This window comes from Rhizobium sp. WW22 (genome assembly GCF_047041135.1).
GTDB lineage: Bacteria > Pseudomonadota > Alphaproteobacteria > Rhizobiales > Rhizobiaceae > Rhizobium.
In genome coordinates, this window is sequence record NZ_CP178198.1 from 1 (window position 1) to 13,687 (window position 13,687).

General features: G+C 60.8%; 14 protein-coding genes. 4 read left to right on the top strand and 10 right to left on the bottom strand.

Annotated features, from left to right (window positions below):
* Complete coding sequence (gene dnaA / locus ACK83U_RS00005; RefSeq protein WP_112420100.1) at positions 1 to 1,551, top strand: chromosomal replication initiator protein DnaA; 1,551 nt, start codon at positions 1 to 3, stop codon at positions 1,549 to 1,551.
* An 85-nt stretch (positions 1,552 to 1,636) separates the two neighbouring features.
* Here the strand turns inward: dnaA and gcvA are convergent, their stop codons facing one another.
* On the bottom strand, positions 1,637 to 2,533 hold the full coding sequence (gene gcvA, locus ACK83U_RS00010; RefSeq protein ID WP_412474699.1) for a transcriptional regulator GcvA: 897 nt from the start codon (positions 2,531 to 2,533) through the stop codon (positions 1,637 to 1,639).
* A 155-nt stretch (positions 2,534 to 2,688) separates the two neighbouring features.
* Here gcvA and ACK83U_RS00015 point away from each other — a divergent pair, with 155 nt between their 5' ends.
* Positions 2,689 to 3,612, top strand: coding sequence for a DMT family transporter (locus ACK83U_RS00015; RefSeq protein ID WP_412474700.1), 924 nt, complete (start codon positions 2,689 to 2,691; stop codon positions 3,610 to 3,612).
* A 153-nt stretch (positions 3,613 to 3,765) separates the two neighbouring features.
* Here ACK83U_RS00015 and hemW read toward each other — a convergent pair whose 3' ends face one another.
* From hemW to rph, 4 genes are all read right to left on the bottom strand, one after another.
* Positions 3,766 to 4,941: a radical SAM family heme chaperone HemW gene (gene hemW, locus ACK83U_RS00020; RefSeq protein WP_112609470.1), complete on the bottom strand. Its 1,176-nt coding sequence runs from the start codon at positions 4,939 to 4,941 to the stop codon at positions 3,766 to 3,768.
* A 36-nt stretch (positions 4,942 to 4,977) separates the two neighbouring features.
* Positions 4,978 to 5,622, bottom strand: coding sequence for an RdgB/HAM1 family non-canonical purine NTP pyrophosphatase (gene rdgB / locus ACK83U_RS00025; protein ID WP_112609472.1), 645 nt, complete (start codon positions 5,620 to 5,622; stop codon positions 4,978 to 4,980).
* 11 nt (positions 5,623 to 5,633) lie between these two features.
* Positions 5,634 to 6,050, bottom strand: a complete 417-nt coding sequence (locus ACK83U_RS00030; RefSeq protein WP_112609367.1) for a VOC family protein — start codon at positions 6,048 to 6,050, stop codon at positions 5,634 to 5,636.
* Positions 6,051 to 6,249: 199 nt separating this feature from the next.
* Positions 6,250 to 6,966 (bottom strand): ribonuclease PH, encoded by a 717-nt coding sequence (rph, locus tag ACK83U_RS00035; protein ID WP_015338597.1) that lies wholly within the window; start codon positions 6,964 to 6,966, stop codon positions 6,250 to 6,252.
* Between the two features lie 172 nt (positions 6,967 to 7,138).
* Between rph and hrcA the strand changes: the two genes are divergently transcribed.
* The gene (gene hrcA / locus ACK83U_RS00040) at positions 7,139 to 8,227 is read left to right on the top strand and encodes a heat-inducible transcriptional repressor HrcA (RefSeq protein WP_112609369.1); all 1,089 of its coding nucleotides are present in this window, start codon (positions 7,139 to 7,141) and stop codon (positions 8,225 to 8,227) included.
* A 124-nt stretch (positions 8,228 to 8,351) separates the two neighbouring features.
* Here the strand turns inward: hrcA and ACK83U_RS00045 are convergent, their stop codons facing one another.
* Positions 8,352 to 8,786, bottom strand: coding sequence for a GFA family protein (locus tag ACK83U_RS00045; protein ID WP_112609371.1), 435 nt, complete (start codon positions 8,784 to 8,786; stop codon positions 8,352 to 8,354).
* Positions 8,787 to 8,999: 213 nt separating this feature from the next.
* On the opposite strand from ACK83U_RS00045, the gene grpE reads away from it, so the two are divergent.
* The gene (grpE, locus tag ACK83U_RS00050; RefSeq protein WP_015338600.1) at positions 9,000 to 9,641 is read left to right on the top strand and encodes a nucleotide exchange factor GrpE; all 642 of its coding nucleotides are present in this window, start codon (positions 9,000 to 9,002) and stop codon (positions 9,639 to 9,641) included.
* Between the two features lie 92 nt (positions 9,642 to 9,733).
* Here grpE and ptsN read toward each other — a convergent pair whose 3' ends face one another.
* The 4 genes from ptsN to lptB all read right to left on the bottom strand — a co-directional run bounded on the left by ptsN (position 9,734) and on the right by lptB (position 13,656).
* Complete coding sequence (ptsN, locus tag ACK83U_RS00055) at positions 9,734 to 10,198, bottom strand: PTS IIA-like nitrogen regulatory protein PtsN (protein WP_015338601.1); 465 nt, start codon at positions 10,196 to 10,198, stop codon at positions 9,734 to 9,736.
* Positions 10,199 to 10,286: 88 nt separating this feature from the next.
* Entirely contained in the window at positions 10,287 to 10,862 is a 576-nt protein-coding gene (gene hpf, locus ACK83U_RS00060) for a ribosome hibernation-promoting factor, HPF/YfiA family (protein ID WP_015338602.1), read from the bottom strand.
* A gap of 250 nt (positions 10,863 to 11,112) precedes the next feature.
* Positions 11,113 to 12,672, bottom strand: coding sequence for an RNA polymerase factor sigma-54 (rpoN, locus tag ACK83U_RS00065; RefSeq protein WP_112609373.1), 1,560 nt, complete (start codon positions 12,670 to 12,672; stop codon positions 11,113 to 11,115).
* 195 nt (positions 12,673 to 12,867) lie between these two features.
* Positions 12,868 to 13,656 carry an LPS export ABC transporter ATP-binding protein gene (gene lptB / locus ACK83U_RS00070; RefSeq protein WP_041677789.1) on the bottom strand — a complete coding sequence of 263 codons (789 nt, stop codon included), beginning with the start codon at positions 13,654 to 13,656 and terminating at the stop codon, positions 12,868 to 12,870.
* Between the last annotated feature and the right edge of the window lie 31 nt (positions 13,657 to 13,687).

Below are 13,687 nucleotides of genomic sequence, written 5' to 3' on the forward strand. Positions count from 1 at the left end.
ATGCAGATACATACGAGAGCGACGGGTGCGTTGGAAAATGGGGACAATGCGCAGGCGTTCGGTGCGGTTTGCTTAGAAGCGGCGGGGGAAAAGGGCGACGTGGCGCGAAATAATTTGTTCGAGCGCGTCAGCGCGCGCTTGAAGGCTCAGGTCGGACCCGATGTCTATGCCAGCTGGTTTGCGCGGCTCAAGCTTCATTCGGTATCGAAGAGCGTCGTTCGCCTCACGGTCCCGACGACATTTCTGAAGTCCTGGATCAACAATCGCTATCTCGATCTCATCACCAGCCTGTTCCAGGCTGAGGATGCCGAGATCCTCAAGGTCGAAATTCTGGTGCGCACCGCAACCCGGCAGGGCGCGAAGCCATCAACCGATGAGCAGCCGGCGGTGCCGGACCAGGCGGCTGTCGCGCCGATCCGTCGCGCCGTCGCCCAGCCGGCCGGTCAGGTTGTTGCCCAGGCCGTGAGTGCGGCTGCGGCTGCGCGGCCGGCAATGGCGGGTTCGCCGCTGTTCGGCTCTCCGCTCGATTCCCGCTTTACCTTCGATACATTCGTCGAAGGCAGCTCGAACCGTGTCAGCTTGGCCGCTGCGAAGACTATCGCCGAAGCTGGCTCCGGCGCCGTGCGTTTCAATCCGCTCTTCGTCCATGCGACCGTTGGTCTCGGCAAGACGCATCTGCTGCAGGCGATCGCCAATGCAGCGGTTCAGAACCCGCGCGGACTGCGGGTCGTCTACCTCACGGCGGAATATTTCATGTGGCGCTTCGCAACCGCGATCCGCGACAATGACGCACTGACGTTGAAGGATTCGCTGCGCAATATCGATCTCCTCATCATCGACGACATGCAGTTCCTGCAGGGCAAGATGATCCAGCACGAGTTCTGCCATCTGTTGAACATGCTGCTCGACAGCGCCAAGCAGGTTGTTGTCGCTGCCGACCGCGCTCCCTGGGAGCTGGAATCGCTCGACCCGCGCGTGCGTTCGCGCCTGCAGGGCGGTGTGGCGATCGAAGTCGAGGCGCCGGACTATGAAATGCGTCTTGAGATCCTCAAGCGCCGTCTCGATGCTGCCCGCCAGGACGATCCGTCGCTGGAAATCCCGGCCGAGCTTCTCTCGCATGTCGCGCGCAACGTGACCGCCAGCGGCCGCGAACTGGAAGGAGCCTTCAACCAGCTTATCTTCCGTCGCTCCTTCGAACCGAACCTGACGGTCGAGCGTGTCGACGAACTACTGGCGCATCTGGTCGGCTCCGGCGAGCCGCGCCGCGTCCGCATCGAGGACATTCAGCGTATCGTCGCACGTCACTACAACGTGTCGCGCCAGGAGCTGGTTTCGAACCGCCGCACGCGCGTCATCGTTAAGCCGCGCCAGATCGCTATGTATCTGTCGAAGACGCTGACGCCGCGTTCCTTCCCGGAAATCGGCCGCCGCTTCGGTGGTCGCGATCACACCACGGTTCTGCATGCCGTGCGCAAGATCGAGGAGCTGATTTCCGGCGATAGCAAGCTGTCGCATGAGATTGAGCTGCTGAAGCGCCTCATCAACGAATAGGCCGAGTATCGGCGTTCACCACACAAGCTACGGCCGGCTTCATCGCCGGCCGTTTCTTTTGGGCGATCAGGCGGGCGAAGTACGCCTATGCCGATGGCGTCGTGCGTGAAACCTCGGAAAATAGCCAGGCACGCAGCGCCGCTATCGCCGGCCTTTCCAGCGCACCGGGCTGATAGACAAGGTGATAGGCAAGCGCGCTTGCAAATCCCGTCGGGAATGGCGCAACAAGCGTGCCGTCAGCCAGTTCCTGCTCCACGAAGGAGCGGCGCATCAAGGCGATGCCAAGGCCAGCCTTCATGGCGTGGTAGGCGCCCATGCCGTCGGTAAAGACCGGCCCATGCATGGCATCCACCCGCGTTGCCCCGACGGCCTTCAGCCAGAGTTCCCAGTCACGCCGGTAGACATCATGGATCAACGTCAGGGTGGCGAGATCGTCAACCGCAGGGGAGGGGCCGAGTGCAGCCGCCATTTCCGGCGTACAGACCGGAACATATTCGTCATCGAGAAATCGCTCGCTTGCCAATCCCTCGTAGCCGCCGAGGCCGTGGCGGATGGCAAGATCGATCCCATCCCGCTGGAAATCCATCATGCGATAGGAGGCGCTGATGCGCAGGTCGATATCGGGATGGGCCTCCTCGAAGCGCCGCAGCCGCGGCACCAGCCAGTGCGTGGCGAAGCCGGCTGTGCAGGTAAGGGTCAGCACCGTATCCTTGGAGCGCATTACAAGAGCCGCTGTCGCCTCGCGGATGAGGCGGAATGCCGTTCGCATCGTCGCAAAATATTCGGCACCTTCACTCGTCAGCGCCAGGCTCCGGGCTCTCCGCTCGAAAAGCCGCACGCCGAGAGTGCTTTCGAGGTCGCGGATCTGCAGGCTGATGGCGCCCGGCGTCACATGCAGCTCATTTGCCGCCAGTGTCATACTGAGATGCCGGGCGGAGGCTTCAAAGGCGCGCAGCGCCGAAAGGGATGGCAGTTGATCCATGATGATTGAATTCAGCTAAATCATGATTTGAAAAAGACTCGCTTGTCAGAGCCCCTATATAGCGAGATTATTACAGCAATAGCGGTGGTTGGCAATGTTGTCACGATTGGCCACTGATAAGCAAAACTCAATCAGCTGATGCTGGAGATAGTCTCATGCTACAGAAATCCATGGGCGCGGTCGAATGGAGCATGCTGGTGGGGCTATCCATCCTGTGGGGCGGCTCCTTCCTCTTCAACGGCATTCTGGTGCGCGAACTGCCGCCCTTCACTATCGTTACCGCGCGCGTCGCGCTCGCCGCCATCGCCTTGCATGTCATCGTGCGCGCCACCGGCCATGCCATGCCGAAAGACCGCCAGACCTGGCTCGCCTTCTTCGGCATGGGCTTCCTCAACAATGTCATTCCCTTCCTGCTGATCGTATGGGGGCAGACCCATATCGCCAGCGGCCTCGCATCCATCCTCAATGCCACCACGCCGCTCTTTGCTGTCGTCGTCGCCCATTTCCTGACCGAGGATGAGAAGATGACCGGCAATCGCCTGATCGGCGTCATCGTCGGCTTTGCCGGCGTCGCCCTGATGATCGGCCCTTCGGTGCTTGCAAGCCTCGGCTCTAACGTGCTGGCGCAGCTTGCCGTGCTGGGTGCCGCCTTCAGCTACTCGCTGGCCGGCATATTCGGCCGCCGTTTCCGCCGCATGGGGCTGGCGCCGATCATTCCGGCCGCCGGCCAGGTGACTGGATCGGCGATAATGCTTCTGCCAATCGCGCTCTTCGTCGATCGTCCATGGACGCTGGCAATACCGTCCACCGAGACCTGGCTGGCGCTCGCCGGCCTGGCAATCCTGTCGACCGCCATCGCCTATGTGCTGTTCTTCCGCATTCTGGCAACGGCCGGCGCCACCAATCTGATGCTGGTCACCTTCCTCATTCCCGTCAGCGCCATCCTGCTCGGCGCGCTCGTTCTCGGCGAGAGCCTGCAGTCGAAGCATTTTATCGGCATGGCGCTGATCGCGGTGGGTCTGGCGGCAATCGATGGGCGCTTATTTACCCGCCCCTTGAGGGGGAGGGTCGGCACGTAGTGCCAAGGGTGGGGTGATCTCGTCGACAACCGAGTCATCGTACACACGGGGTCACTCCTACCTGCCGGCCGCGCCCCCTTCTCCCCTCGGGGAGAAGGAGATTCCGGTGTTCATCCGCCCCATATGCGATTCCCCTGCTCTCAAGGGGAGGTCTTAACAGGCGAGATCGGCGACGACCGAATCGAGAACCAGCATCCCAGCCGGCGTGCAGCGCAGGCGGGAATTGCCGATCCGCTCTATGAAACCGTGTTCCAGTAAAAACGCCTCGCGCTGCGGATCGGGATCGCGCCCGGACAGCTGCTGCCAGCGAGCGAGATCGACGCCCTCCCGCAGCCGCAGGCCCATCAGCAGCAACTCGTCGGCCTGTTCGTCGAAACCTAGCATTTCCTGGTCAATCATGCCGTGGCCGTCGCGCTCGACCATCTCGAGCCAGCTCTCCGGCTTGCGTTCGGTCGCCGTCGCCAGCTTCTGCGGGCCACGCGTCAGGCGGCCATGGGCGCCGGGACCGGTGCCGGCATAGTCGCCATAGCGCCAATAGGTGAGATTGTGCCGGCTTTCGGCGCCGGGACGCGCGTGATTGGAAACCTCATAGGCCGGCATGCCCTCGCGCTCGGTAATCTCCTGCGTCGCCTCATAAAGCAGCGCCGATTGATCGCCATCGGGCACGATCAGCTTGCCGGCCTTGTGCAGGCCATAGAACGGCGTGCCTTCCTCGATCGTCAGCTGATAGAGCGAGAGATGATCGACCGCATAGGAGATCGCCTCTTTCAGCTCGCGTTCCCATTCCTCGACGGTCTGGTTCGGGCGAGCATAGATAAGGTCGAAGGACATGCGCGGAAAAATCTCGCGCGCCAGTCTGATTGCCTTCAGCGCATCCTCGACATTGTGCAGCCGGCCGAGGAATTTCAGGTCGCGGTCGTTGAGTGCCTGCACGCCCATCGATACGCGATTGACCCCGGCGGCGCGGTAGCCTCGAAAGCGCTCTGCCTCGACGCTCGACGGATTGGCCTCCATGGTGATCTCGATGCCGTCAGGCACATGCCATGTCCTGGCAATGGCATCAAGGATCGCGCCCACCGTTTCCGGTTTCATCAGCGACGGCGTGCCGCCGCCGAGGAAGACGCTGGTCACGGTCTTCGGCCCGCTGATCATCCGCATCGTCGCCATTTCCTTCAGAAAGGCGGCCGCGAAGCGCTCCTCATCGACAGGCTGATGGCGGACATGGCTGTTGAAATCGCAATAGGGACACTTGGCTGCGCAGAAAGGCCAATGCACGTAGACGCCGAAACCGGGTTCGCCGGTATCGGGCAGCAATTGCGCCCCGCGCATCAGATCCTCGGTATCAACGACTTCCACGGGGTTAGCTTACGCCTCCAGGCAGGTTTCGACAAAGATCTTGAAGGCGCGGGCGCGATGCGAGAGCGCCTGCTCGTCGCCGGGCTTCCAGCCATGCTTCTGTTCGGCGCTCATTTCGCCGAATGTGGTCTCGTAGCCCTTTGGCTGGAAGACCGGATCGTAGCCGAAGCCTTGGCTGCCGCGTGGTGGCCAGACGACCGTGCCTTCGACTTCGCCGCGGAAAAGCTCGGTATGCCCGTCCGGCCAGGCGAGGCAAAGCACGCTGACGAAGCGAGCGGTGCGGCTCTCCGGCGCGATGGCGCCGGCCTTTTCCAGGGCGGTTTCGACCTTCCGCATGGCCATCGCGAAGTCACGCGTGCCGTCAGCCGTTTCGGCCCAATTCGCGGTGTAGACGCCGGGATCGCCGCCGAGCGCATCGATCACCAGGCCGGAATCGTCCGAGAGTGCCGGCAAGCCGGAGGCGTTGGCGGAGGCGAGAGCCTTGATCGTCGCATTTTCCTCGAAAGTCGTGCCCGTCTCGTCCGGCTCGATGAAGTTGAGATCGGCGGCGGACTTGGCGGCAAAGCCGAGCGGGCCGATCAGATCGCGGATTTCCTGGATCTTGCCGGCATTGTGGCTGGCGACGACGATGGTCTTGGTGTCGAGCTTGCGCATGTGCTGTCCTGTCATAGGCCCCAGATGCGGGGTTCGGCGCATTCCAGGCTGTTGCCGGCCGGATCGCGGAAATAGATCGAACGGCCGCCATTCGGCCAGTGAAAATCGGCTTCGATATCGACACCGGCTGCCTTCAGCCTCTCGGCCATGGCGCCGATCTCGTTGCCATCGACGCGGAAGCAGACATGACCCTGCCCCTTCGTGCCGTGCGGCGGCACGGGCAGGGCACCCGGCTCATGCGGCTTGACCGTTTCCTCGCTGTTGAAGATCAGGAGCACGCCCGGCCCGCAGCGATAGAAGACATGACGGTTGCCGCCGCGCGAGATCTTCTGCAATCCGAGTATGCCGCCATAAAAAGCCTCGGCTGCATCGAGATCGTCCGCATAAAGCGCGGTTTCAAGGACGCCTGCGAGTGTCGCATCGCTCAACGGATTAGCCCCTCACCCTAGCCCTCTCCCCGCATGCGGGGAGAGGGGACGACTTCAGGCTCGATCGTCGTCCGATTCCAGCATGGTGAAGAGGGATAACAGAAGGTGCGTCTTGCACCTTCTCCCCGTCTCGACGGGGAGAAGGTGGCCGATAGGCCGGATGAGGGGCAGGCTGCACGCTCCGCATTGGTTGATATCCTCAGGCGATAGCCTGCTTCTGCAGCTCCACCAGTTCGGCAATGCCGTTCTTGGCCAGATGCATCAGCGTGGCGAATTCCTCTTCGCTGAAGGGGGCACCCTCAGCCGTTCCCTGGATCTCGACGATGCCGCCCTTGCCCGTCATGACGAAATTGGCGTCGGTCTCGGCCGAGGAATCCTCAAGATAGTCGAGATCGATGACAGGCTGATCGGCGAAGATGCCGCAGGAGATGGCGGCGATGTGATCCTTCAGCACCCGCTCGACCTTCACCATGTTGCGGCTTTCCATCCACTTCAGGCAGTCGTAAAGGGCGATCCAGCCACCGGTGATCGAGGCCGTGCGCGTGCCGCCATCGGCCTGGATGACGTCGCAATCGACGGTGATCTGGCGCTCGCCGAGTTCCTTGAGATCGACGACGGCGCGCAGCGATCGGCCGATGAGGCGCTGGATTTCCTGCGTACGGCCACCCTGCTTGCCGGCGGCAGCTTCGCGCTTCATGCGCTCGCCGGTTGCGCGCGGCAGCATGCCGTATTCGGCCGTGACCCAGCCCTTGCCGCTGTTGCGCAGCCATGGCGGCGTCTTGTCCTCCAGGCTTGCCGTGCAGAGCACATGCGTATCGCCGAATTTCACCAGGCAGGAGCCTTCCGCATGCTTGGAAAAATTGCGCTCGAACGACACCTTGCGCATCTGGTCGGTTTTTCTGCCTGAAGGCCGCATTCCACTCTCCTGAAAGTTCGTTGACCGCTTCTACGACCCACAGGTCGCTTTTGCAAAGGAAAAGCAGGCTGCAAAGCCGCTCGGCAGCCATGGCGGCATTTTTACCTTTTGCCATTGCTAACTGAATGATTATATTTTGCCCAAGGCTCAACGGAATGGATCTGACAGCGAAATGGTATTCACGACATCGTCGGTCTCGGATGTCATTGCTGCACTGGACGAACGCTCCAAGGAAATCTTCCGTCGCATCGTCGAAGGCTATCTTGAGAACGGCGAGCCATTGGGCTCGCGCAATCTCTCGCGCCTCTTGCCCATGTCGCTGTCGCCGGCTTCCGTGCGCAATGTCATGAGCGATCTGGAAGAGCTGGGGCTCATCTATTCGCCGCATGTGAGCGCCGGGCGCTTGCCGACCCAGGTGGGCCTGCGCTTCTTCGTCGATGCCTTCATGCAGGTCGGCGATCTCTCGGCCGAAGACCGCGCTAATATCGACCGGCAGGTGCGCGGCAGCAATCGCGACCAGCCGGTTGAATCGATGATGTCGGAGGCAAGCCGGGTGCTGTCGGGCATCTCGCGCGGCGCCGGTCTCGTCATCACCTCGAAGAGCGATCCGGTTCTTAAACATGTGGAATTCATCCGGCTGGAACCGACCAAGGCCCTTGCCGTGCTTGTCGGCGAGCACGATCAGGTGGAAAACCGCATTATCGAGCTGCCGGCCGGCACCACATCGTCGCAGCTGACGGAAGCCGCCAACTTCCTCAACGCCCATATGACCGGCCAGACCATGCCGGAATTGCGGCGGCAATTGCAGAGCCTCAAGGAAAGCGTGCGCCAGGAGCTGGATAGCCTCTCCCATCAGCTGGTCGAGCGCGGCATCGCCGTCTGGTCCGGCGGCGATGACGAGGGCAAGCCGACGCAGCTTATCGTTCGAGGTCATTCCAATCTACTCGCCGAAATCGGCGGCGCGGAGGATCTGGATCGTCTGCGCCTGCTTTTCGACGATCTGGAGAAGAAGGACAGCCTGATCGAGATCCTCAATCTCGCCGAAAGCGGACCGGGCGTGCGCATCTTCATCGGCTCGGAAAACAAGCTCTTCTCGCTGTCGGGCTCTTCGCTGATCGTTGCACCCTATCGCGATGATGATGACCGCATCGTCGGCGCCGTCGGTGTTATCGGCCCGACGCGGCTGAACTACGCCCGCATCGTGCCCATGGTCGATTATACCGCGCAGCTGATCTCGCGGCTTTCGCGACCTGGAATCTGAGGAGAGAATCTAGAGCAATTCCAGGAAAAGTGCGCAGCGGTTTTCCGTTCGGAATTGCGAGGCAACAAAGAGATAGAGCGGTTCAGGGATTCCGTAGAAAACTGAACCACTCTAGCGGCTAAGGTCAATCGGGAAGCAAGGTTCCCGATCCGCCCATTTCGGCTGGCAAGTCCTTCTGTTTCGGCAGCCCGTCCTTCAGATGCAGCACCGTCGTCTCATAGTTGACATGCACGCCAGGCTGAAAATCGAGGTCGGGCAGGACGGCCGCGTAGACATCGGTCACGCCCCACGGCGGATGTTCCGTCAGAAGATGACCGCCGCAGACCGTGCACCACTTGCGCACGCTCTTCTCGGTCTTCTGGTAGCTGCCGATCTTGTCCGCGCCTCTGGTGACGTGCACGGCTTCCGGCGGCCAGAGCGAGAAGGCGTTGATCGGCCCTGCCGACCATTCCCGACAGGAGTCGCAATGGCAGTAGCCCATCGCCATTGGCTCGCCATCGACTGCGATTTCCACCGCGCCACAGAAACACTTGCCTGAAAGGGATTTGCCATTAGACATTGATCTCACCTCGCTGTGCTGAGATGTATTTTAGAATACCACTGGTAGGGAGGGCTGAACAGCCGATGTCACAAGCGGCAGCAATGAGCAGGGAGAGGTATTGCCGTCATCGCAAAGCCGTGAATTGGCTGTTCTTCTCGACAAAGCCTTGATTTTTTCCGAGCAAACCTCGATATCGGGCACATCCAAAGACCAAGCAATTCGGAGACCGTCATGACCGACGAAACAACAAAAACCGGACCTGACGCCACGGCGGCTGACACGTCAGCGGATTTCGCGCAGGATGCAGCGGAAACCGTAGATGCGGCCGAGCCGTCCCAGCCAGATCCGGTTGAGCTGCTGAAGGCCGAAAACGGCGAACTGCGCGATCGGTATCTTCGCCTGGCTGCCGAGATGGACAACCTCCGTCGCCGCACCGAGCGCGATGTGAAGGATGCAAAGTCCTATTCCGTGGCAAGCTTTGCCCGCGACATGCTCTCGGTGGCAGACAATCTGCGCCGCACGCTAGATGCCATCCCGGCTGAGGCACGCGCCGGCGCCGATGCCGGCCTTAAGACGCTGATCGAAGGCGTCGAGATGACCGAGCGTTCGATGTTGTCGGCTCTCGAGCGTCACGGCGTGCGCCAGCTCGAACCGATCGGACAGAAGTTCGATCCCAATTTCCATCAGGCCATGTTCGAAGTGCCCAATCCCGAGGTGCCGAACAACACGGTCGTTCAGGTCGTGCAGGCAGGTTTCGCCATTGGCGATCGCGTTCTGCGCCCGGCCATGGTCGGCGTTGCCAAGGGTGGCCCGAAGATTGTCGAAAATGCCGAGCAGGGCGCCAACAGTCCGCTGGATGAAAAAGACGCCTGATCCTCTTTCGGGCACACCAATAAAAGAAAGAGCCGGACGATCTCTGATCGTCCGGCTCTTATTTTTGCCTTGGTCCGATGCGATCCAAGCCGTCAGGCGGCGTTGGATGCCTGCTCCTCGTTGAGGAACGCGTAAATGGCGGAGGCGGAATCGGTGGCGCGGAGCTTGGCGACGAGATCCTGGTCCCGCAGAACGCGGGCGATGCGCGAGAGCGCCTTCAGGTGGTCTGCGCCGGCCCCTTCGGGTGCGAGCAGCAGGAAGACGAGATCGACGGGCTGGTCGTCCAGCGCCTCGAAATCGACAGGCGCTTCAAGGCGCGCGAAAATGCCGGCGATGGATTTGATGCTGGCAAGCTTGCCGTGGGGAATGGCGATACCGTTGCCGACGCCGGTGGAACCGAGGCGCTCGCGCTGCAGTACGACGTCGAAGATTTCGCGCTCGGGCAATCCGGTCAGCTTGGAAGCTTTGGCGGCCAACTCCTGAAGCAGTTGTTTTTTGGAATTTGCCTTCAAGGCGGGGATGATCGCATCTTGCTGTAGCAAATCTGCCAATGCCATTCTCTTTATCCTTCGTGTCGCCGAGAACCGATGACGGGCAAGCGGCGGCCAGCTGCGATGATGCGCGGCCGCCGCTTATCTTCTATTCTCAGCCTTTGATATTGGCTGCGTCGATCCAGCCAATGTTGCCGTCCTGACGGCGGTAGACGATGTTCAAGTGCTCGTTGCCGGGGCTGCGGAAGAGCAGCAGCGGTTCGTCGGTCATGTCGAGTGCCATCACGGCAGTCGCCACCGACATGGTCTTCAATTGCTTCGTACTTTCTGCGACGATCGCTGGCGCGAAATCGGCAGGAATTTCCTCATCGTCATCTGGAATGCCGTCCATGACCGTATAGGCGACTTCCGCCTGCCCGTTCACATGGTTGCCGGCCTGATGGTCCTTGAGTTTGCGCTTGTAACGGCGCAGGCGCTTTTCGATGCGCTCGGATGCTGCATCGAAAGCAAGCTGCGGGTCCATGGCTTCGCCTGCAGCATGCAATACCACGCCGCTATCGAGATGAAGCTTGCAATCGGCCGCGAAGCGCGAACTGGACTTGTGTACAGTTACCTGACCTGAATACCCCCCGTCGAAGTATTTGGTCACGGCCATACCGATCTGGTCTTCTATCCGCTGGCGGAAGGAGTCACCAATTTCCATATGTTTACCGGAGACACGCACACTCATGGAGTTTCCCTTCTTGTAGTGGTTATTGCGCGTATCAGTTTACGCCAAGCCTCAAGCTCATCCAAGCACTTCACGCAGTCAAAGGCAAATTGCGTATATCGACCGCCTTTTGGATGGTGGGGATAAGTTTCATGGTCGTGCTGTCCTGCAGCGATTGCGGCGGGCTTCTAGCCCTGCCGCATGGGAAAGTCAACTGCGTCTTAACGGACTGTTAGGAGTTCGGCAGCCTGTGGTTGAGGGTAGCCGCCCGTCAGAAACCGGAAACTTTGGCCAGAGCCCGCTTCTCCCGGCGCCGTTGCACGGAGGAGGGGATGTTCATGGCTTCCCGGTACTTTGCAACCGTGCGGCGAGCAAGCTCTATCCCGCCCTTCTTCAGCGTATCGACAATATCGTCGTCGGACAGAACCGCATCCGGGCTCTCGTTCGTGATCAGCAGACGGATCTTGTGACGTACGGCTTCGGCGGAATGGCTGTCGCCGCCTTCGACGGCGCCGATCGAAACCGTGAAGAAATATTTGAGCTCGAACAGACCACGCGGCGTCAGCATGTATTTGTTCGAGGTCACGCGGCTGACCGTCGATTCATGCATCTTGATGGCGTCCGCCACAGTTTTCAGGTTGAGCGGCCGCAGATGGTCGACGCCATGCAGCAGGAACGCGTCCTGTTGCCGCACGATCTCGCTTGCCACCTTCATGATCGTCTTGGCGCGCTGGTCCAGGCTGCGGGTCAGCCAATTGGCGTTCTGCAGGCATTCCGATAGGAAGGCGTGGTCCTGGCTGGTCTTGGTGACGGAGGCGAAATAGGACTGGCTCACCAAGACCCGCGGCAGCGCATCGGGATTGAGCTCCACCAGCCAGCTCCCGTCCGCAGAGGGACGCACGACGATATCGGGCATGATCGCCTCCGATATCTCGGTCTCGAAACCGCTGCCCGGCTTGGGGTTGAGCTGACGGATTTCCGTCATCATGTCGAGCAGATCTTCCTCATCGACACCGCAGACCCGCTTCAACGTCGCAAAATCGCGCCGCGCGAGCAGTTCAAGGTTTTCTATCAGCCGCTCCATGGCGGGATCGAAGCGATCCTTCTGCCGAAGCTGGATCGCCAGGCATTCGCTGAGGCAGCGGGCAAAGACACCGGGAGGATCGAGCTGCTGCAGGGTGTCCAGAACCCGTTCCACATCGGCAAGCGTGGTGCCGAGCCGTTCGGCCGTTTCGTTGAGCTCGGCGTGCAGATAGCCGGTGTCGTCGAGCTGGTCGACAAGATGCTGGGCAATCAGCCGATCGGCCATGGCGGGAAGCGAAAATGGGATCTGTTCGTTCAGATGATCGCGCAGCGACACCTGGCCGGCGACGAAATCGTCCAGGTCATAGCTCTCACCGGCTTCCCCCCCTGGCATGGACTTCCATTGGCTGAGCAGCTCCGGCGCATCGGCGCGCTGCGGGCTACCGTCATCAGGAAAGATATCGCCGAAATTGGTGTCGAGCTCGTCGCTCAGCCGGTTGGCATTGCCGGTATTGTCACTCTCATACCAGTCGCTCGCAAGGTCGCCGGCATTGCGTTCGGAGCCATCTTCGCCATGGGTTTCCTCCATGGTCTCAAACCGTTCGTCCTTCGGCTCACGGTCGCTGGTACTGCCTAGATCCTCGTCATTTGACGCAAATTCCAGCAGCGGATTCTTCTCGACTTCCTGCGCGATGAATTGGGTGAGCTCGAAATGCGTCATCTGCAGCAACTGGATGGATTGCATCAGTTGCGGTGTCATCACCAGGCTCTGGCTTTGGCGCAGGAAAAGATTGGCCGATAATGCCATGGCGGACGCGGGACTCCCCTTGAACTCCTCGGGAATCCGCGTCTTTTATCACTAAAATTCTCGCGAAATTCCAACTGGCCCAAAAATTGCTTTTTTATTGGATTTGGTCAAGCGGAACTGTGAAGCCGAAGTAAATTTCCGGCGCGCGGTAGCATCCGCTAATATTGGCGGATCGGAAGATGGCATTTCAGCCTATCAGAGGCTGAAATTGTCACCCAGATACAGCTTGCGTACTTCAGGGTTGCTGACGATATCGTTCGCCCTGCCATGGGTCAGCACCTCACCCGCATGGATGATGTAGGCACGGTCGATCAGGCCGAGCGTTTCGCGAACATTGTGGTCCGTGATCAGCACGCCGATTCCGCGTGCAGTCAGATGATGCACAAGGTTCTGGATATCCGCGACCGAAATCGGGTCGACGCCGGCGAAAGGCTCGTCGAGCAGCATGAAGGTCGGGTCGGTCGCCAGCGCACGGGCGATTTCGAGGCGGCGCCGTTCGCCGCCCGAAAGTGCGATCGCCGGCACCGTGCGCAGATTGCGAATGTGGAATTCCTCCAGCAATTCGTCGATCTTGCGCTCCCGCTTCGTCTTGTCCTTTTCATGGACCTCGAGCACGGCGCGGATGTTTTCTTCCACGGTCAGGCCGCGGAAGATCGAGGCTTCCTGCGGCAGATAGCCGACGCCGAGCCGCGCACGGCGGTACATCGGCATTGACGTGACGTTGTTGCCGTCAATTTCGATCGTGCCCTCATCGACCGGCACCAGCCCGGTGATCATGTAGAAACAGGTCGTCTTGCCGGCGCCGTTCGGCCCCAGCAGGCCAACAGCCTCGCCACGCCGTACCACCAGCGAAACGCCATTCACGACGCGACGCCTGCCGTAGGTCTTGGTGAGGCCGCGGGCGATCAGCGTGCCTTTATAGCGTGCTTTGTCGGCGGCCGGTGCGCCGGATGCCGCAGAAGACGGCCCGGGCACGCCGGGCAAGGTGGAGGTTGTCGATGTCGTCACGAGGGGA